The following is an 18362-nucleotide window of genomic DNA, read 5'->3' on the forward strand; positions in this document are numbered from 1 at the left end:
CCGTCCGTCCCGTCACGCTAAATCCCATCTTCTTATAGAATCCAGATGTCTGCTTGAACACGGGTACGGCTAATCGTTCGTGCGGATTTTGTGAGGGGGTGTGCTGTATGGATATTGAGGGATGAGCGATTGGAAAGTATCAGAACCACAAAAGCAAAAAACCAGCCCGTAGGCTGGTTCTTCTAAATAGTGGTGCCCGGACTCGGAATCGAACCAAGGACACGGGGATTTTCAATCCCCTGCTCTACCGACTGAGCTATCCGGGCAACGGGGCGCATTAAACCGTATTCACGTCGGTCAGTCAATTAAATTTCGGGGAAAACCGTTCAACCGCTTAATATTGCGGCAATCTACGCATTTGTGCCTGAAGATTGAACAAAATAGGGAGGTGCCCCAGTCTCGCGCTCTCCAATAAGCATTGTGCGCTTAGGTCAGCGCCCCGCCCATACGACACTGAGCAAAACGCAGGATATCTTCGGCCAGACGATGTGCTGTTTCTACATCAGCATGGCTGCGATTAACCAGCATGCGACTCAGGCAGCCCTCCAGCACCAGTTCCATCTGTTTGGCGACCATTGCCGGGTCATCAACTTCCAGCGTCGTCAGCAGCTCATGGGTGAAGTCATGTGCAGCCTTTTTCTGTTGATCGGCCAACTGATGGACAGGATGGCCTGGATCGGGGTAAAACGTGCAGGCAGCGATGAACAGGCAGCCTGGATAGCGATTATTACTCACGCATTCGGACAGCGCGTTATAGCGTGCCAGTAGTTTCTGCTCAGCGCTCAGCGTGTCATCCAGCAAAAGCTGACGCCGCCAGATATCCACCCGTTGACTGAGGTAACGCAAGGCATCGTACAGAATGGCCTCTTTATCAGGCCAGAAGCGTTGCAGTTCATCAAGTGGATAATTGACATGCTCTGCCACCATTTCCAGTGTGGTATTGGCTATCCCTTGAACCTCAAGTAATTTCAGGGCTTCTCCCAGGACATCTTCACGTTGCACGGTATTCTCCTCCGTATTTCCTGTTGCAAGTGTCGCTCACGGTTGGCGATCGCGCAAATGTGCGCTGAAGGTCGCGGCATCCATAAAACCCGTTACCCGGGCCTCCGGATGCTCTTTTCCCTCGGCATCAAAGAACAAGATAGTCGGCAAACCTAAAACCTGTAGGTGTTTCAGCAGAGCGACATCCTGGGCATTGTTTGCTGTCACATCAGCTTGCAACAGCACCGTGTTGCCTAGCGCTTGCTGAACCTGCGGATTACTGAACGTGTACTTTTCAAATTCCTTACAGGCTACACACCAGTCGGCATACAGATCCAGCATGACTGGCCTGCCTTTAGCTTGCTCCAGCGCTTGATTTAACGCATCTACCGATGCCACCGGCGTGAAGTTAAGGTGTGCCTGGGTTTGAGTATGCGGCGCGCCGAACGCCCAGTCTTGCAGTGGACGCACGCATACCAGTGCTGCGGCTAACAGGACAATCTGCACGATACGCATCCAGGCGTGCTTTGCCTGCAGGCTGGTGATGAACGCCCAGCCAAAGAACGCGACGCCTAACAGTGACCATAAGCGAATGCCCCATTCGTCGCCAATAATGCGTTCGAGTAAAAAGACGGGAAGCGCAAGGATGACGAAACCAAAAGCGGTTTTGACATGTTCCATCCATGGGCCACTTTTAGGCAGCAGGCGGTTACCAAATACGGTAATCAGCATCAGGGGTAATCCCATCCCCAGTGCGTACAGATACAGCGTGCCGCCTCCCAGCCACATGTTCCCGCTCTGAGCGATATACAGCAAAATCGCGCTTAGCGGGGCTGTGGTGCAAGGGGAACAGATGAGGCCGGCAATCGCCCCCATCGCAAAGACGCTACCAGGAGAGCCGCCTTGCTGGCGGTTACTCATCAATGTGAGACGCGTCTGCAGCGATGAAGGGAGCTGCAGCGTGAACAGGCCAAACATCGACAGAGCCAGCAGCGTAAAGACAATGGCAAGCCCAATCAATACATAGGGATGCTGTAGCGCGGCCTGAAACTGTAGCCCGGCAGCCGCAACGACCAGACCCAGCGCGGTATAGGTGAGCGCCATTCCCTGTATGTAGATAAAGGTCAGCAGCAGAGCCCGCCCGGTTGATAAGCGTTGTTTACCGCCGAGTACGATCCCGGAAATCAGTGGATACATCGGCAATACACAGGGGGTAAAGGCAATGCCAATCCCGATCAGCAATGCCCACAGTGCGGAAAAGGGGAGTTGGGCGGCTGGCTGTGATTGTTTTTCCGGGGCGACTGTATCAGGCGTTGGTGTAGGCGTCGCATCTGTACGAGCCATGACTTCACTGAGTGGAACGGTTTTGGTTTCCGGCGGATAGCAAAATCCGGCATCGGCACAGCCCTGGTAAGTAACGGTCAGCGTTGCACCAGATGCGGCCTGATTGATCGTTACCGGAACGTTCAACTGCTTACGGTAAATTTCACTTTTGCCGTAAAACTCATCTTCATGCCAGACGCCTGGCGGTAGCTTTACCTCGGCAATATCAGCCTGAGACGGTGTAATGCTTATCTGTTTGCGGTACAGGTAGTAGCCGTCTTTTACCTGCCATGAGAAGTTCAGGTCATGTTGGTTTTGCTGAAAATCAAAAATAAATGCCCGGTCGGCAGGGACAAACTGCGAGCGGCCAGGCGAATCAAATAATCCGGCAAAAGTGGATGTGCTGCATAGCAGCAGGATCAGCGTAAGGATGCGTTGAGCCATGAGCGGTAATCAAAGTCTCCGTGAGTGACGGGTAAAACCAGAAGTTCAGGGGTTTGATATGGATGATGAGACTTCAGGCAATCGAGAAGCGCTTGCTGGTGCGTGACGGTAGTTTTTAAAATCATCTGGACTTCATATTCCTGCTCCAGCTTACCCTCCCAATAATAGAGAGACGTTGCACCGGGCAGCAGCGTCACGCAGGCGGCCAGTTTTTCTGCCAGTACTTTTGCAGCCAGATCCTGGGCGGTTGCTTCATCCGGGGCGGTACAGAGCACCACAACGGTATCGGGGATGGAGATATCCTGACTCTTAACATCAAGCATAAACACCTCGAAAGAACAGAGTAACCAGCAAGAGAACGGTAACTATACAACGGACGAGGGAAGGATGTTAGTTAAAGCGAGGCGGGGAGGTACTGCGGGATGCCTAAGCACCCCGCAGGTAAAACTTACAGCATGAAGCTACCCAGCAAGAAGCCGAAGCAGACAGCCAGAACCACACCCAGAGTACCCGGGATGAAGAACGGATGGTTAAAGACGAATTTACCGATACGGGTAGTACCGGTGTCATCCATCTGAACCGCCGCAACCAGAGTTGGGTAGGTAGGCAGAATGAACAGGCCAGAAACCGCAGCGAAAGACGCTACAGCGGTCAGTGGAGAAACGTTCAGTGCCAGAGCCATCGGCATCAGTGCTTTAGCCGTTGCAGCCTGAGAATACAGCAGAGCAGAAGCAAAGAAGAAGATGACAGCCAGCAGCCACGGATGACCCTGAATTACGCTACCTGCAGTATCTTTGATCCAGTCAATGTTGTGAGATACGAAGGTATCACCCAGCCATGCAACACCCAGGATACAAATACAGGCGCTCATACCGGCTTTGAAGGTGCTGGAGTTCAGGATGGAGTCAGTTTCAACGCGGCAGATGATTGTCGTCAGCGTCGCGATGCTCAACATGATGATCAGAATGGCATTGGTGGTGTTCATCAGCGGTTTAGCGACCAGGCCAAGGCTTGGGCTGTTGACGATGGCGTAAACGACAACACAAACTACGCCCAGCAGGAACAACCAAACGGAGGTTTTTGCGCCAGCTTTGATTTCAACTTGTCTTTCACCGCGCAATTCAACCAGACCTTCTTCCAGACGCTTACGATAAATCGGGTCGTCAGACAGTTTGGAGTTGAACAGTGCGGTGACCAGGAAGGACATCACCAGAACGGCCAGCAGGGTAGACGGAATGACCACTGACAGCAGGTGAATGTAGCTGATACCATGACCTTCCATGACGGAAGACATGTAAACCACGGCCGCTGAGATAGGTGATGCGGTAATCGCAATCTGTGCAGAAACCACTGCGGTAGAGAGCGGACGGCAAGGTTTGATCCCTTGCTCCTTCGCGACTTCAGCGATAACTGGCAGCGTTGCCAGAGAGATGTTGCCGGTACCGGCAAAGATAGTCAGGAAATAGGTCACGATCGGTGCAAGGATTGTGATGTATTTCGGGTTCTTACGCAGCAGTTTTTCAGTTTGATGGACCAGATAGTCCAGACCACCGGCAATCTGCATGGCGGAGATAGCAGCGATAACCGCCATGATAATGGAAATAACATCGAACGGAATATTACCCGGTTTTACGCCAATAGCGGCGAGAACCAGAACACCCAGCCCACCTGCAAATCCAATACCGATACCCCCAAGTCTGGCACCCAAAAAGATTGCCAGCAAAACGATGATAAGTTCTAAAACTATCATATTAGCCTTCCTTGTTGTTTAACAAGTTGATATTAAATTGTTGTTTTTAAGTAACTTGGTGCAAGAAAAAAGGCACGTCATCATGACGTGCCCTCTCTGGTACTACCCTACACGATTACTGTTCGCTTTCATCAGTATAACGTTTTGCTTTATAAGCCGGGTGCATCAGGTTCTGTGCAGAGAAGATATCGTCCAGTTCTGCCTCGGTCAACAGACCGCGCTCCAGGACAACTTCACGCACGCTCTTACCGGTTTCGGCACAAATTTTACCGACGATATCGCCGTTGTGGTGACCGATGAACGGGTTGAGGTAGGTGACGATACCGATGGAGTTATAAACGAATGCTTCACACACTTCTTTGTTAGCAGTGATGCCGCTAACGCATTTTTCCAGCAGGTTGTAGCAAGCATTGCTCAGAATGTGGATAGATTCGAACATTGCCTGGCCGATAACAGGTTCCATTACGTTCAGCTGCAGCTGACCTGCTTCAGATGCCATGGTAACAGTGACGTCGTTACCGATGACTTTAAAGCACACCTGGTTTACAACTTCTGGAACAACCGGGTTCACTTTTGCTGGCATGATGGAAGAGCCCGCCTGCAGTTCCGGCAGGTTGATCTCATTCAGGCCGGCACGTGGGCCAGAGGAGAGCAAACGCAGGTCGTTACAGATTTTGGACATTTTCACAGCCAGACGTTTCAGTGCACCGTGCACCATAACGTATGCGCCGCAGTCGGAGGTGGCTTCAATCAGGTCTTCTGCAGGAACGCAGGCGAAACCGGTCACTTCAGCCAGTTTTTGCACTGCCAGCGGAGAGTACTCTTTCGGTGTGTTCAGACCCGTACCGATTGCAGTTGCGCCGAGGTTAACCTCCAGCAGCAGCTCAGCGGTACGGCCAATGTTTTTCACTTCTTCTTTCAACAGTACGCTGAAAGCACGGAATTCCTGACCGAGGGTCATCGGTACAGCATCCTGCAGCTGGGTACGACCCATTTTCAGGATGTCCTGGAATTCAACAGCTTTTTGCTCGAAGCCTTCACGCAGCTGGTTCAGAGCATCAATCAGTTTGATGATGGATGCGTAAACAGCGATACGGAAACCGGTCGGGTAAGCGTCGTTGGTAGACTGACATTTGTTGACGTGGTCGTTCGGGTTCAGGTACTGATATTCACCTTTCTGGTGACCCATCAGTTCCAGACCGATATTGGCCAGCACTTCGTTGGTGTTCATGTTGACGGAGGTACCCGCACCACCCTGGTAAACATCTACCGGGAACTGATCCATGCATTTTCCGTTATTCAGGACTTCATCACACGCCGCGATGATGGCATTTGCCACGCTCTTAGGAATAGTTTGCAGCTCTTTGTTGGCCAGTGCCGCTGCCTTTTTAACCATTACCATGCCGCGAACAAATTCAGGAATGTCACTGATTTTGTTGTTGCTAATGTAGAAGTTTTCAATCGCTCTCAGAGTGTGGACACCATAGTAAGCGTCCGCTGGAACTTCCCTGGTACCCAACAAGTCTTCTTCGATACGAATGTTGTTTAACATGTGAACCTTCTTTTTCAAGCTGCCAATGATTTGACTAAACACACAGGATATATGTGATTTCGATTGTTTCTCGACCGACGATTATCCCCTGCATCGGTCTGATACCCGAGATCATATGCTGGTTCAGGATTTCTACCGTAATCTGGATCACTTAAAGCGTGGAATTTACCCCTTATTTATTATTCTGTGAAATAGATCACCCCTTTAGGATTAACACCAAATATTAGTGTACAAGCAGCTTGAAATTTTGCTAATCACCCCAATATTAGAGTGATGCAAGTCACACAATTTTCGAGCAGTTGTTGGTGAAAACGACTGTTTTCAACAGGAGAGCCCTTTGCGCTGGATACCATTACTTGCCATTTTTCTCTACGTTTACATAGAGATATCTATTTTTATCCAGGTTGCCCATGTGCTGGGTGTCCTGATGACCCTGATTTTGGTTATTTTTACCTCGGTTATCGGTATGTCTCTGGTTCGTAACCAGGGGTTTAAGAACTTTTTACTGATGCAACAGAAAATGGCGGCAGGTGAAAGTCCGGCTGCAGAAATGATCAAGAGCGTGTCGCTGATTATCGCCGGCTTGCTGTTGGTGTTGCCTGGTTTCTTCACCGATTTCCTCGGTCTTCTTCTTTTATTACCTCCGGTGCAGAAACATTTGACCATGAAGTTGCTGCCACATTTGCGTTTTTCGCGTATGCCAGGTGGTGGATTTAGTGCCGGAACCGGTGGCGGTGAGACCTTCGACGGTGAATTTCAGCGTAAAGATGATGAGCGCAACCGTCTTGATCATAAAGACGACGATCGTCGCGACTGACCCTGCAGGCCCGGTAAGTGCTACCGGGCTTTCTTATTGCTTATTTGGCCTCAGCCATTTTCCGGCTCGGTAAAAACAGCCACAGCCCTGCCAGCATAATCAGCGCATACAGGCTCTTCCAGCCTACCATCGCTAACAGCAGCAGACACAGAAGACCGCCAATGACCGCCAGTGCGCGGTAATGTCCTTTCAGTAATCGACAACCCGCCAACATGCACAGCAAATAAATCATAATAAAGATGCCGTTGGCGTAGACGATTAACGCATCGAGATTGATTTGCAGCATATAGATGCACAGAGTACTGACTACGCAGCAGCCCAATACGGCGTTTAGCGCATTGCCCGGAAGGTGGCGGGGGGACAGACGAGCCAGATAACTCTCAGGCTTATACTGCGCTTGCGACCAGACCAGTCGAGCGAAACTTTGAATATAAATGTTGAGGCTGGCAAAACAGGCCAAAAAACCAATGATGCAGGCGACCCACAGTGCCTGTACACCAAACAGTTGCACGACGATTTCTGGCAGCGACGCTGCGGCGGCCATTTGCTCGCCGTAGGCACCAAAATGGAGAACGACGACGGTGCATGCCCAATAAACAGACCCAGCCAGCAGCAGGCCGATCATCAGCGCGCGTGGGAAGTCTCGTTCCGGATTTTTGAATTCAGACGCCAGGTGAGCAAACGCTTCGAGGCCAACAAAACACCAGAACATCACCGACAGCGCGGCGAACAGACCGGGGAGTTCAATATCGCTAATTGCAGGGAAGGGGATTTCGCCTGGTTTCAGATCGCCCGCCCACCAGATAGCAACAATGAGGGCAACAATCAGTCCGGCAATGACCGTTTGCAGGTTTGCGCTGGAGCTGGCACCCCGCGAACCGATGTACCAGACCAATACCAGCGTGCCGAGCTCTGCTAACAGAAGCTGCCAACCATGCCAGCCAAACATTGCCTGGCCGAATCCGGCGGCAATGTGCAATGCCGCAGGTAACCCCACTGGAATTACCGATAAAAAAAGCCACCCGGTAACGCGCTCAAGCCGTGAGCCAAAGGCCATGCCGACAAAATGCGCCACGCCGCCTGCGCTGGGAAAATGGCGACCGAGTACGGCAAAGACAATCGCCACCGGAAAGACTAAAACGATCAGCACCGGCCATGCCCACAGGCTGTTGTTGCCAGCAACCAGCGCGGCAAGTGCGGGGACGGCGAAAACGCCTGTACCTAACAATGATGTCGACAACAGGCCAACGCCTTGAGCCAGTCCCAGCTCTTGTTTTAATCCGCTCATAAGTTGTTATCCGGTTATGCCCATGTACCGGGCTACAGCGCAGATTTTCGATGGTATCACAATCGGATTTGCTTATGACGACGTAGCTGAAATCGTTATGAAATGTGAGGCGTGTCGGTGTTTTGACGGGATTTTCTGCTGATAAAAATTTTTTTTCGCTTGCCCCCTTGAAGGCACAAAAGCCCATCCCCATCTCTCTGGTCACTAGCCGGGATACCGTTTACGGGCCGGCGTCACCCATAACTGATAAAGACTTTCTCAAAGGAGAGCTATCAATGAGTATTCGTCCGTTACATGATCGTGTGATCGTCAAACGTAAAGAAGTTGAATCCAAATCTGCTGGTGGCATCGTACTGACCGGTTCCGCTGCAGGTAAATCAACTCGTGGCGAAATCATCGCTGTCGGTAAGGGTCGCATCCTGGACAACGGTTCTGTACAGCCGCTGGACGTGAAAGTCGGCGATATCGTCATTTTCAACGATGGCTACGGTGTTAAATCTGAGAAGATCGACAATGAAGAAGTGTTGATCATGTCCGAAAGCGACATCCTGGCAATCGTTGAAGCCTAATCCGCGAACGACACTGAACATACGAATTTAAGGGAAAGAGAAAATGGCAGCTAAAGACGTAAAATTCGGTAACGACGCTCGTGTGAAAATGCTGCGCGGCGTGAATGTACTGGCAGATGCAGTGAAAGTTACCCTCGGTCCAAAAGGCCGTAACGTAGTTCTGGATAAATCTTTCGGTGCACCGACCATCACTAAAGATGGTGTTTCCGTAGCACGTGAAATCGAACTGGAAGACAAGTTCGAAAACATGGGTGCGCAGATGGTGAAAGAAGTTGCCTCTAAAGCGAACGACGCTGCAGGCGACGGTACCACCACCGCAACCGTACTGGCTCAGTCCATCATCACTGAAGGCCTGAAAGCCGTTGCTGCGGGCATGAACCCGATGGATCTGAAACGTGGTATCGACAAAGCTGTCGCTGCTGCCGTTGAAGAACTGAAAGCACTGTCCGTACCGTGCTCCGACTCTAAAGCTATTGCTCAGGTTGGTACCATCTCCGCTAACTCCGACGAAACTGTAGGTAAACTGATCGCTGAAGCGATGGACAAAGTCGGTAAAGAAGGCGTGATCACCGTTGAAGACGGTACCGGTCTGCAGGACGAACTGGACGTAGTTGAAGGTATGCAGTTCGACCGTGGCTACCTGTCTCCTTACTTCATCAATAAGCCGGAAACTGGCGCAGTAGAACTGGAAAGCCCGTTCATCCTGCTGGCTGATAAGAAAATCTCCAACATCCGCGAAATGCTGCCGGTTCTGGAAGCCGTTGCGAAAGCAGGCAAACCGCTGCTGATCATCGCTGAAGATGTTGAAGGCGAGGCGCTGGCAACTCTGGTTGTTAACACCATGCGCGGTATCGTGAAAGTGGCTGCGGTTAAAGCACCTGGTTTCGGCGACCGTCGTAAAGCGATGCTGCAGGATATCGCTACCCTGACCGGTGGTACCGTTATCTCTGAAGAGATCGGTATGGAGCTGGAAAAAGCAACTCTGGAAGATCTGGGTCAGGCTAAACGCGTTGTTATCAACAAAGACACCACCACCATCATCGATGGCGTGGGTGACGAAGCTGCAATCCAGGGTCGCGTGACTCAGATTCGTCAGCAGATCGAAGAAGCAACTTCAGACTACGACCGTGAAAAACTGCAGGAGCGCGTAGCGAAACTGGCAGGCGGCGTTGCGGTTATCAAAGTTGGTGCTGCGACTGAAGTTGAAATGAAAGAGAAGAAAGCCCGCGTTGAAGATGCCCTGCACGCGACTCGTGCTGCGGTAGAAGAAGGCGTGGTTGCTGGTGGTGGTGTTGCGCTGATCCGTGTAGCAAGCAAAATTGCCGGCCTGAAAGGCCAGAACGAAGACCAGAACGTGGGTATCAAAGTTGCGCTGCGCGCAATGGAATCCCCGCTGCGTCAAATCGTGCTGAACTGCGGCGAAGAGCCGTCTGTAGTGGCTAACACCGTGAAAGCGGGTGACGGTAACTACGGTTACAACGCTGCAACTGAAGAATACGGCAACATGATCGACATGGGTATCCTGGATCCAACCAAAGTAACGCGTTCTGCTCTGCAGTACGCGGCTTCTGTTGCGGGTCTGATGATCACCACCGAGTGCATGGTTACCGACCTGCCGAAAGGCGATGCGCCTGACTTAGGTGCTGCTGGTATGGGCGGCATGGGTGGAATGGGCGGCATGATGTAATTGCCCACACCCTGCATCCTTCAGGCTGCAGATGCGTTGGCTGCGTTTGCTAACCCCAGTCACTTACTTGAGTAAGCTCCTCGGGATTAACAAACTGGCCGCCTTCCTGCAACCAGAATGATTTGGGTGCTCATCTCCCAGAATTGAGAAACCCTCGGGCAGAAATGTCCGGGGGTTTTTCTTTTGGTCATCTTTTTAGTATATGATTCAGCTACGGACATAACGTCCAACTAATTGATTATGGGGAATGACATGCACGTGAAATATTTAGCAGGGATCGTTGGTGCCGCGCTACTGATGGCGGGTTGTAGCTCCAGCAACGAACTGAGTTCAGCCGGGCAAAGCGTACGCTTTGTCGAAGACAAGCCTGGCGCAGAGTGCCAACTGATAGGCACGGCAACCGGTAAGCAAAGCAACTGGCTTTCTGGCCAGCACGGCGAAGAGGGCGGCTCAATGCGTGGCGCAGCAAACGATCTGCGTAACCAGGCTGCGGCAATGGGCGGTAACGTGATTTATGGCGTCAGCAGCCCATCGCAGGGAATGCTCTCCAGCTTTGTTCCTACCGCCAGTGAGATGATTGGGCAGGTTTATAAGTGCCCTAACTGATTACACTTCATCCTTCAACCAGCCTCTTTGTTGGCTGCGCTGTGAAACCCCAGTCACATAGTTATCTATGCTCCTGGGGATTTTCTTCGCTTGCCGCCGCGATGCAGATTGAATGATTTTGTGTAATACAGTGGCCTGGACAGGCTCATGCAATCGTAGGCCTGATAAGCGCAGCGCCATCAGGCATTCTGAGTCTTATGCGCAGACTGAACGCGTAAATGATGCAGCGCGCGCAGGCACTGATCCTGATTGAGCTTTTGCGTCTTATCACCCGTCAACGTTCTGACAAACACCTGGCACGGTACACCGGCAAGTTTTTTCAGCCGTGGGCTGAAATCGAGCAGACGGCGAGTAATGGCTTCGGCCTCTTTGCTGCCGGAAAGAGCGCGAGTTTTTACTACCGAACCACAGTACTGGGCTTTTCCTTTATCATCCGTATAGCGGTAAATAATCGCCAGATAATGATTAAACAGGTTATGTTTCCATTCGGGTTGTGTATAAGAATCGTATTCCAGATTGTCGTTTTGCTGGCAATCCACATCGTACAGCGGCAGAAAATCCAGCAGCGATGTAATTCGTAGCGCTAAATCCCGCATGCCAGCATTATTTATTGCATGAATAATTGCATGCGCCAACACCTGAATCTGTAATTCATTAATCAGTAATTCATCTGTTTTCCCGTCATGCAGCGTCAGAGAAAATGCTAAGTTCTCCCCTTTATCATCCACTAACGTCAGTGAATTTATGCGACGGTTAATATCCGCATTCTTTAACTCATCCTCCTGAATTAAAGGAATATTTTCGTGCATCTTTTTGCTGGCTTTCTCGCATTCTTTCTCATATTGCACACGCTCGTCTTCGCTTAGTTGATGTTTGGCGTATAGCTTGCTTTCCAGAGCAATAAACAAGTCTCTTAGCCCAAGCGGAGAAAGAAAAAACAGCGACTCTTTATTTCTTGGTTCTTTTATCTTTAATGCCAAAGCAATAAATTCATTCTTCTGACGAATAACGCCGGTATTAATACCTTTAATACTGATAGCCATCAAAGGTTCTCCCTAACCATATATTTATTGATGTTCTGCATTTGAAACTATTGATAAAATTTACGAATGAATGATTTTACAGCGCCAATTAAAATAGCACAGATTAAAAGTGTGGCTCCACTTGTTGGAATTTAAATGATAAGTAATCGTGTCGAGTGTCCGAAATCGGACACTCAATAATGACTATTGTTGGCGTAACTGCAAATCCAACGGCGTTTTACTTGGCTCACCGCCAATTTCGCGCGCCAGTTTTGGGACCATATAGCCTGAAATCAGCGTCAGCAGCTCTCGCATGATTTTCCGTGCCTCATCGTCACTCACCATAAAGTGAGCGGCTCCCTGCACTTTATCCAGTACATGCAGGTAATAGGGCATTACGCCCGCATCAAACAGTGCATTGCTCAGGTTTGCCAGCGTTTGTGCGTTGTCGTTCACGCCACGCAGCAGGACGCTTTGGTTAAGCAATGTGACACCCACTTTCCGCAAGCTGGCCATTGCCTGACGAAATGTCTCATCAATTTCGTTCGCGTGATTAATGTGATTGACCAGCAGAATCTGCAGGGAAGAGTGTGCAAAACGCTCGACCAGTCCTTCAGTAATACGCGCCGGGATAACAATCGGCAAACGGCTGTGAATTCGCAGACGCTTAATATGCGGGATGGCTTCCAGTTGCGTGAGCAACCAGTCCAGTTCATGGTCTTTGGCCATTAACGGATCGCCACCGGAGAAGATAATCTCATCCAGCTCAGGATGTGCGCTAATGTAGTCCAGGGCGACCTGCCAGTTGCGCTTATTGCCCTGGTTTTCAGCATACGGGAAGTGTCGGCGGAAGCAATAGCGACAATTTACCGCACAACCGCCTTTAACCAGCAATAGCGCCCGGTTGCGATATTTGTGCAGTAATCCTGGAACGACGCTGTGCTGCTCTTCCAGTGGATCGGTCGAGTAGCCTGGTGCGGAAACGAACTCTTCCTGAGAAGTAAGTACCTGACGCAAAAGCGGATCGTCTGGATTGCCTTTTTCCATGCGGGCAATAAACGCACGCGGTACGCGCAGGGCGAAAAGCCGTCTCGCATCGCGTCCGGCCAACAGTTTTTCATCTGCGTCTATATTCAAAAGATGCAGAAGTTCATCAGGATCGGTCACAACATCGGCAAGTTGCGATAACCAATCTTCTCTGGATGGGGTATTTAGGGTTACAATATGCGCCATTTTGTGGCTTAGCTACCAGTTAACAATTTTCAGAGGGCCTTATGGCAACGTACTATAGCAACGATTTTCGTGCTGGTCTTAAAATCATGTTGGACGGCGAACCTTATGCGGTTGAAGCCAGCGAATTCGTTAAACCAGGTAAAGGCCAGGCGTTTGCGCGCGTTAAGCTGCGTCGCCTGCTGACCGGTACTCGCGTAGAGAAAACCTTCAAGTCTACCGACTCCGCTGAAGGCGCAGACGTAGCCGACATGAACCTGACTTTCCTGTATAGCGACGGTGAGTTCTGGCACTTTATGAATAACACCACTTTCGAACAGCTGGCTGCTGACGAGAAAGCGGTAGGCGATAACGCTAAATGGCTGCTGGACCAGGCTGAATGCATCGTGACCCTGTGGAACGGTCAGCCGATCTCCGTGACTCCGCCGAACTTCGTTGAGCTGGAAGTCGTTGAAACCGACCCAGGTCTGAAAGGTGACACTGCAGGTACTGGTGGTAAACCAGCGACGCTGTCCACCGGTGCAGTGGTTAAAGTTCCGCTGTTCGTACAGATCGGCGAAGTCATCAAAGTGGATACCCGCTCTGGCGAATACGTATCCCGCGTGAAGTAATATTCTTCATCTTTCAGGCTGCATCAGGCGGCCTGAATGATTTTGCGTATTTCTAAGATGTGGGTGCAGATTGCTGCGCCATACTTTTCCAGGGCAGGAATGATGAAACGTCTTCTCGGTCTTGTAATGCTTATCCTTTTCACCAGCACCCTCCTGGCGGGCTGTAATACGGCGCGCGGCTTCGGTGAAGATATCAAACATCTCGGTAATTCAATTTCTCACGCTGCCAGCTAGTCCCCTCATGTTGTCTTAAAAACGGTCGTTTATCCGTCACCCCCCCGGATCTTGTCTATTATTAAGTAGCTATACACAAACAATATTGGCTAAAAAAGGAAGACGTTATGGTTAAGAAGACAATTGCTGCGATCTTTTCTGTGTTGGTACTTTCTTCCGTATTAACGGCGTGTAATACGACGCGAGGCGTAGGTCAGGATATTTCTGAGGGCGGTAGTGCCATTTCTGGTGCAGCGACAAAGGCTCAGCAATAGCTATGAACGGTACGACGCACCGTCGTACCGTTCATTCATCTTCTCAGGTAGAGAGAGAAACGGTGAAAAGCGGTTCCCCAGGTGCAGCTTCATACGGATATTTCGCTTATAGGTGTATACCGTCTTACCATGAATGCAGAGCGCGGCGGCTATTGCATTGTTATCAACGCCATCCATCCACAATGACAGTACCTTCTCTTCCTGTGGTGTAAGCAGCGGTGTGGCATTTTTAGGTGTATCCAATACGGGGCGGATCTGTAGTGCATTCTGGATCGTGCGCGAAAGATCATGCAACGCGATGTGTTTGGACAATGTCGAGTGAACGGCAGAGTGAGGGGGATCGATTGGGTTGTGCGATCGGTCGCCTGATTGTAGTAAAATCAGCGGGATGGCGCCGCAGCTCATAAAAAATGGTGCGATGGGGGGGCTGGAGTGAATATCGCTGAGAAAACTACATAAATCTGCGATTACCAGATGTGGCTTCCACTGCAAAATATGCTCTTTAGCCAACATCAGATTATTAATCCCTGACACCAGAAATGAAGAGTTGAACATACCAGAATGATTAAGCAAGGCCTCTATCCCTGTGCGGGTGAAGTGGCACCGGTCAATCACTAAAATTTTAAGCATAAACCTTTCGCATTCAGAAGAGGATCAAATGGCTTTCTGAGTTCAGAAAGCTCTTCATCATAGAGAAGTCCAATGTGAGCCAAATGCGGGAACTACGCCTCTAATTGGGCTTAATTCTTGCTTTAAGTAAGCAATGAATAAAAAGGTTGAAATTCATTTTCTCCCGGGCAAAAAATGCCATTTCATACATCCGCTTTGCAGGACGACCTGCAAACGCATCTTTCAACCGGGGACGGCCCCATTGTGTACTGGAGCCAGTCATGTCCTGGATCGTTTTACTTATCGCGGGTCTGCTTGAAGTTGTCTGGGCTATTGGTCTGAAATATACCCACGGTTTTACCCGTTTAACGCCAAGTATTATCACCATTGCGGCGATGATCGTCAGTATCGCTATGCTTTCCTGGGCGATGAGAACGCTACCGGTTGGTACGGCTTATGCCGTCTGGACCGGGATTGGCGCGGTAGGGGCAGCCATTACCGGCATTCTGCTACTGGGTGAATCAGCCAGTCCGGCACGTCTGCTCAGCCTGGGGTTGATTGTTGCCGGCATTATTGGCCTGAAGCTCAGCACCCACTAAGCGCCGGGTTGTTTTACCCAAATCAACTTATTCACTTCAAACCCCTCCTGGGTCGCGACTGCCAGCATCTGCTGTTTCATCTCATCTGAAATAGTTGGGGTCCGTGAAAGGATCCACAGATAGTCGCGATCCGGACCGCAAACCAGCGCGTGACGATATTCCCGGTCGAGTGCAATTACGTTATACCCACCATAGAAGGGGCCGAAGAATGATACTTTAAGCGCGGCCGTGCTTGGATCGCCGGTGAAATAGGCTTTGCCTTCCGTTTTTTGCCACATTTCCCTGTCCGGGTTATAGCCTTTGTTGATGACGTTGAGCCCACCATCATCGCGCAGGCTGTAGGTTGCGGTCACTTTTTCCAGCCCACGTTCGAATCGATGGTCGAAACGCGCAATTTCATACCAGGTGCCCAGATAGCGTTTGGCATCAAAGTTATTCACCACGGTAACGCCTTTCGGCGGTGTAGGAGAACTGCAGGCAACAACCAGAAATGCAGCCGTAACTGCAGCAACAACGGGCAGAATGCGCATGGGATATTCCTTGCTGTATTTTTGTTAAGTGTAGATGACAGCAGGAAAAGAAGTGGAAGAAAGGAGGCCCGACGGATCGGACCTCAACGCCGGTTACTGCAGTTTTTCAAGGATGCGCCATGCCGCGTCGACGCGAGCAGGATTCGGGTAGCTTTTATTGGCCAGCATCACGATGCCAAGATTTTTCTCCGGAATAAAAGCCACATAACTACCAAATCCGCCAGTCGAACCTGTTTTATGTACCCAGGAGGCTTTTACTGCGGGGGCAGGTGGGTTTACCTCAACGGCCGGAAGCGCCGCCAGAGCGATTTTACTGTCGCTGCCGTTGATAATAGTGTCTGCTTTTACCGGCCAGTTAAGCATTTCCCAGCCTAAGCCCTGGTACATCTCACCAATGCGCCAGTAACGTGACTGTGCGAGCCCGATGCCCTGCTGCAGGGTTTTCTCCTGCACGTGGCTGGCGTCCATATTGGCCTGAACCCAGCGAGCCATATCCATAATGCTGGATTTCACACCATACGCTTCGGCATCAAGCTGGCCTGGCGAAACATGTACGGGCTTGCCATCGCGATAGCCCCAGGCATAATCTCGTTGCTCGTTCTGCGGAACGGTAATCCAGGTGTGAGTGAGTTTTAATGGCTGCAGGACGCGTCTGATCATCGCCCCTTCGTAGCTCATTCCAGAGGGTTTCACCGCCAGTACGCCAAACAGACCAATGCTGGAGTTAGCATAGAGACGTTTAGCGCCCGGGGCCCACTGGGGTTGCCAGTTTTGATAAAAGCGCAGCAATGCGGTTTTATCCGTCACCTCGTCGGGGATCTGAAGCGGCAGGCCACCTGCCGTGTATGTGGCTAAGTGCAGCAGACTAATGTTCTGCCACTGTTTGCCTGTGAGTTCCGGCCAGTACCGGGTGACCGGATCGCTGAGTTTGATTTCGCCGCGGGCGATCGCATCGCCGCCCAGCACGCCATTGAAGGTCTTACTGACTGAACCGAGTTCGAACAGTGTGTTCTGTGTAATCGGACGATTATTGGCGATATCAGCTTTACCCCAGGTAAAGTAATACGGTTTTCCCTGGTAGATAACGGCCACGGCCATACCCGGAATAGCCTGCTCCTGCATCAACGGGGTGATGGTGCGATTAACGATATCGGCAATCTGTTGTTCTGTTTTTGCGGCGGCAAACGTGGAGAAAGAGGCTGTCAGCAGTAGTGCGCAGCATAACGATTTTTTCATCATGAAATCATTTCCGTAATAAAAAGCGAAAGGGTGTCCGGGCCCGTCAGACGCAATCAGTGTGTTTGATTTGCACTGTGTTGACAAACGGTTAAATTTAGCAGCAGATATAAGTTTTTCTAACGGGTTAGATGATGACGCGTAGCTATATCCCACTTAATTCTCTACGGGCTTTTGAAGCGGCCGCCAGGCATCTCAGCTTTACCCGCGCAGCAATTGAGCTGAATGTAACGCATTCTGCCATCAGCCAGCATGTGAAAGCGTTGGAGCAGCAGTTGAATTGTCAGCTCTTTATTCGCGTTTCACGAGGCCTGATGCTCACGACAGAAGGTGAGAGTCTGTTACCTGTACTTAATGATTCTTTCGATCGTATGGCGGCGATGTTAGACCGCTTTGCCGGTAACCAGTCTCAGGAAAAACTGAAAATTGGTGTGGTGGGCACTTTTGCGGTGGGTTGCCTTTTCCCACTTCTACACGATTTTAAACGGTGTTATCCGTATATCGATTTACAGCTTTCCACGCATAATAACCGTGTTGATCCTGCAGCAGAGGGGCTGGATTATACCATTCGCTACGGAGGGGGAGCCTGGCACGATACTGATGCGCAATATTTATGTAGCGCGCTGATGTCTCCGCTTTGTTCACCCGAGCTGGCCTCTCAGATTCAGACTCCTGCAGATATCCTGAAATTTCCGCTATTACGATCGTATCGTCGTGATGAATGGGCGCTGTGGATGCAGGCCGCTGGAGAAGCGCCGCCGTCACCGACGCACAACGTGGTGGTGTTTGACTCGTCGGTCACCATGCTGGAAGCCGCGAAGGCGGGGATTGGTGTGGCAATCGCCCCGGTCAGAATGTTCACGCATTTACTCAGTAGTGAGCGTATCGTACAGCCGTTTTTAACGCAGATTGATCTGGGGAGTTACTGGATAACGCGTTTGCAATCTCGCCCGGAGACACCTGCGATGCGCGAGTTTTCTCGTTGGCTGATCGGGGTATTGCACAAATAAAAAGGCCCGC

20 protein-coding genes and 1 tRNA gene are annotated in these 18362 nt (G+C 50.7%); 9 read left to right on the top strand and 12 right to left on the bottom strand.

Annotation, left to right across the window (positions count from 1 at the left end; genetic code table 11):
* Window positions 1-190 precede the first annotated feature (190 nt).
* The 6 genes from FDX03_RS06865 to aspA all read right to left on the bottom strand — a co-directional run bounded on the left by FDX03_RS06865 (window position 191) and on the right by aspA (window position 6050).
* A tRNA-Phe gene (locus tag FDX03_RS06865) sits at window positions 191-266 on the bottom strand.
* A gap of 160 nt (window positions 267-426) precedes the next feature.
* Window positions 427-1002, bottom strand: a complete 576-nt coding sequence (locus FDX03_RS06870; RefSeq protein WP_101743244.1) for a transcriptional regulator — start codon at window positions 1000-1002, stop codon at window positions 427-429.
* Between the two features lie 36 nt (window positions 1003-1038).
* The gene (locus FDX03_RS06875; protein ID WP_101743243.1) at window positions 1039-2748 is read right to left on the bottom strand and encodes a protein-disulfide reductase DsbD; all 1710 of its coding nucleotides are present in this window, start codon (window positions 2746-2748) and stop codon (window positions 1039-1041) included.
* Complete coding sequence (gene cutA / locus FDX03_RS06880) at window positions 2724-3071, bottom strand: divalent cation tolerance protein CutA (protein ID WP_003025447.1); 348 nt, start codon at window positions 3069-3071, stop codon at window positions 2724-2726. The genes FDX03_RS06875 and cutA overlap by 25 nt, the downstream gene beginning before the upstream one ends.
* Before the next feature lie 125 nt (window positions 3072-3196).
* Window positions 3197-4498, bottom strand: a complete 1302-nt coding sequence (gene dcuA / locus FDX03_RS06885; RefSeq protein ID WP_003830670.1) for an anaerobic C4-dicarboxylate transporter DcuA — start codon at window positions 4496-4498, stop codon at window positions 3197-3199.
* Between the two features lie 115 nt (window positions 4499-4613).
* Window positions 4614-6050 (bottom strand): aspartate ammonia-lyase, encoded by a 1437-nt coding sequence (gene aspA, locus FDX03_RS06890; RefSeq protein WP_048212919.1) that lies wholly within the window; start codon window positions 6048-6050, stop codon window positions 4614-4616.
* Between the two features lie 337 nt (window positions 6051-6387).
* On the opposite strand from aspA, the gene FDX03_RS06895 reads away from it, so the two are divergent.
* A complete protein-coding gene (locus tag FDX03_RS06895; protein ID WP_048212918.1) occupies window positions 6388-6867 on the top strand; it encodes an FxsA family protein in 480 nt (159 codons plus the stop codon).
* Window positions 6868-6907: 40 nt separating this feature from the next.
* Here FDX03_RS06895 and yjeH read toward each other — a convergent pair whose 3' ends face one another.
* The gene (yjeH, locus tag FDX03_RS06900) at window positions 6908-8155 is read right to left on the bottom strand and encodes an L-methionine/branched-chain amino acid transporter (RefSeq protein WP_137345700.1); all 1248 of its coding nucleotides are present in this window, start codon (window positions 8153-8155) and stop codon (window positions 6908-6910) included.
* 275 nt (window positions 8156-8430) lie between these two features.
* On the opposite strand from yjeH, the gene FDX03_RS06905 reads away from it, so the two are divergent.
* From FDX03_RS06905 to FDX03_RS06915, 3 genes are all read left to right on the top strand, one after another.
* Window positions 8431-8724 (top strand): co-chaperone GroES, encoded by a 294-nt coding sequence (locus FDX03_RS06905; RefSeq protein ID WP_005120976.1) that lies wholly within the window; start codon window positions 8431-8433, stop codon window positions 8722-8724.
* Between the two features lie 43 nt (window positions 8725-8767).
* Complete coding sequence (gene groL / locus FDX03_RS06910) at window positions 8768-10411, top strand: chaperonin GroEL (RefSeq protein ID WP_003830576.1); 1644 nt, start codon at window positions 8768-8770, stop codon at window positions 10409-10411.
* A 252-nt stretch (window positions 10412-10663) separates the two neighbouring features.
* Complete coding sequence (locus FDX03_RS06915) at window positions 10664-11017, top strand: DUF4156 domain-containing protein (RefSeq protein ID WP_003025468.1); 354 nt, start codon at window positions 10664-10666, stop codon at window positions 11015-11017.
* Window positions 11018-11196: 179 nt separating this feature from the next.
* Here the strand turns inward: FDX03_RS06915 and yjeJ are convergent, their stop codons facing one another.
* Together yjeJ and epmB are read right to left on the bottom strand one after the other, a co-directional pair.
* Window positions 11197-12060: a YjeJ family protein gene (gene yjeJ / locus FDX03_RS06920; RefSeq protein ID WP_137345701.1), complete on the bottom strand. Its 864-nt coding sequence runs from the start codon at window positions 12058-12060 to the stop codon at window positions 11197-11199.
* Between the two features lie 183 nt (window positions 12061-12243).
* On the bottom strand, window positions 12244-13272 hold the full coding sequence (gene epmB, locus FDX03_RS06925) for an EF-P beta-lysylation protein EpmB (RefSeq protein ID WP_048212915.1): 1029 nt from the start codon (window positions 13270-13272) through the stop codon (window positions 12244-12246).
* Between the two features lie 41 nt (window positions 13273-13313).
* Here epmB and efp point away from each other — a divergent pair, with 41 nt between their 5' ends.
* The 3 genes from efp to ecnB all read left to right on the top strand — a co-directional run bounded on the left by efp (window position 13314) and on the right by ecnB (window position 14368).
* Window positions 13314-13880 carry an elongation factor P gene (gene efp / locus FDX03_RS06930; protein ID WP_003025478.1) on the top strand — a complete coding sequence of 189 codons (567 nt, stop codon included), beginning with the start codon at window positions 13314-13316 and terminating at the stop codon, window positions 13878-13880.
* A gap of 99 nt (window positions 13881-13979) precedes the next feature.
* The gene (gene ecnA, locus FDX03_RS06935; RefSeq protein ID WP_040232999.1) at window positions 13980-14114 is read left to right on the top strand and encodes a lipoprotein antitoxin entericidin A; all 135 of its coding nucleotides are present in this window, start codon (window positions 13980-13982) and stop codon (window positions 14112-14114) included.
* Between the two features lie 107 nt (window positions 14115-14221).
* Entirely contained in the window at window positions 14222-14368 is a 147-nt protein-coding gene (gene ecnB, locus FDX03_RS06940; RefSeq protein WP_003025482.1) for a lipoprotein toxin entericidin B, read from the top strand.
* On the opposite strand, the gene FDX03_RS06945 is transcribed toward ecnB, so the two are convergent.
* A complete protein-coding gene (locus FDX03_RS06945; RefSeq protein WP_137345702.1) occupies window positions 14369-14998 on the bottom strand; it encodes a LuxR C-terminal-related transcriptional regulator in 630 nt (209 codons plus the stop codon).
* A 260-nt stretch (window positions 14999-15258) separates the two neighbouring features.
* Between FDX03_RS06945 and sugE the strand changes: the two genes are divergently transcribed.
* Entirely contained in the window at window positions 15259-15576 is a 318-nt protein-coding gene (gene sugE / locus FDX03_RS06950; RefSeq protein WP_000118520.1) for a quaternary ammonium compound efflux SMR transporter SugE, read from the top strand.
* Here sugE and FDX03_RS06955 read toward each other — a convergent pair.
* Window positions 15573-16106, bottom strand: a complete 534-nt coding sequence (locus FDX03_RS06955; protein ID WP_137345703.1) for a lipocalin family protein — start codon at window positions 16104-16106, stop codon at window positions 15573-15575. The genes sugE and FDX03_RS06955 overlap by 4 nt on opposite strands.
* Before the next feature lie 93 nt (window positions 16107-16199).
* Window positions 16200-17345 (bottom strand): CMY-2 family class C beta-lactamase, encoded by a 1146-nt coding sequence (gene blaCMY, locus FDX03_RS06960; protein WP_137345704.1) that lies wholly within the window; start codon window positions 17343-17345, stop codon window positions 16200-16202.
* Between the two features lie 131 nt (window positions 17346-17476).
* Here blaCMY and ampR point away from each other — a divergent pair, with 131 nt between their 5' ends.
* Window positions 17477-18352 (top strand): LysR family transcriptional regulator AmpR, encoded by an 876-nt coding sequence (ampR, locus tag FDX03_RS06965; protein ID WP_137345705.1) that lies wholly within the window; start codon window positions 17477-17479, stop codon window positions 18350-18352.
* Window positions 18353-18362 lie beyond the last annotated feature (10 nt).

The sequence above is a fragment of the Citrobacter sp. wls827 genome (genome assembly GCF_005280875.1).
GTDB lineage: Bacteria > Pseudomonadota > Gammaproteobacteria > Enterobacterales > Enterobacteriaceae > Citrobacter > Citrobacter youngae.

What these genes read in the sequence shown, in the direction of transcription:
- yjeH (WP_137345700.1), bottom strand. Translation starts at nt 8,155, where the DNA reads ATGAGCGGATTAAAACAAGAGCTGGGACTGGCTCAAGGCGTTGGCCTG.
- ecnB (WP_003025482.1), top strand. Translation starts at nt 14,222, where the DNA reads ATGGTTAAGAAGACAATTGCTGCGATCTTTTCTGTGTTGGTACTTTCT.
- FDX03_RS06915 (WP_003025468.1), top strand. Translation starts at nt 10,664, where the DNA reads ATGCACGTGAAATATTTAGCAGGGATCGTTGGTGCCGCGCTACTGATG.
- sugE (WP_000118520.1), top strand. Translation starts at nt 15,259, where the DNA reads ATGTCCTGGATCGTTTTACTTATCGCGGGTCTGCTTGAAGTTGTCTGG.
- cutA (WP_003025447.1), bottom strand. Translation starts at nt 3,071, where the DNA reads ATGCTTGATGTTAAGAGTCAGGATATCTCCATCCCCGATACCGTTGTG.
- blaCMY (WP_137345704.1), bottom strand. Translation starts at nt 17,345, where the DNA reads ATGATGAAAAAATCGTTATGCTGCGCACTACTGCTGACAGCCTCTTTC.
- efp (WP_003025478.1), top strand. Translation starts at nt 13,314, where the DNA reads ATGGCAACGTACTATAGCAACGATTTTCGTGCTGGTCTTAAAATCATG.
- dcuA (WP_003830670.1), bottom strand. Translation starts at nt 4,498, where the DNA reads ATGATAGTTTTAGAACTTATCATCGTTTTGCTGGCAATCTTTTTGGGT.
- ecnA (WP_040232999.1), top strand. Translation starts at nt 13,980, where the DNA reads ATGATGAAACGTCTTCTCGGTCTTGTAATGCTTATCCTTTTCACCAGC.
- FDX03_RS06875 (WP_101743243.1), bottom strand. Translation starts at nt 2,748, where the DNA reads ATGGCTCAACGCATCCTTACGCTGATCCTGCTGCTATGCAGCACATCC.
- ampR (WP_137345705.1), top strand. Translation starts at nt 17,477, where the DNA reads ATGACGCGTAGCTATATCCCACTTAATTCTCTACGGGCTTTTGAAGCG.
- FDX03_RS06905 (WP_005120976.1), top strand. Translation starts at nt 8,431, where the DNA reads ATGAGTATTCGTCCGTTACATGATCGTGTGATCGTCAAACGTAAAGAA.
- epmB (WP_048212915.1), bottom strand. Translation starts at nt 13,272, where the DNA reads ATGGCGCATATTGTAACCCTAAATACCCCATCCAGAGAAGATTGGTTA.
- groL (WP_003830576.1), top strand. Translation starts at nt 8,768, where the DNA reads ATGGCAGCTAAAGACGTAAAATTCGGTAACGACGCTCGTGTGAAAATG.
- yjeJ (WP_137345701.1), bottom strand. Translation starts at nt 12,060, where the DNA reads ATGGCTATCAGTATTAAAGGTATTAATACCGGCGTTATTCGTCAGAAG.
- FDX03_RS06955 (WP_137345703.1), bottom strand. Translation starts at nt 16,106, where the DNA reads ATGCGCATTCTGCCCGTTGTTGCTGCAGTTACGGCTGCATTTCTGGTT.
- aspA (WP_048212919.1), bottom strand. Translation starts at nt 6,050, where the DNA reads ATGTTAAACAACATTCGTATCGAAGAAGACTTGTTGGGTACCAGGGAA.
- FDX03_RS06945 (WP_137345702.1), bottom strand. Translation starts at nt 14,998, where the DNA reads ATGCTTAAAATTTTAGTGATTGACCGGTGCCACTTCACCCGCACAGGG.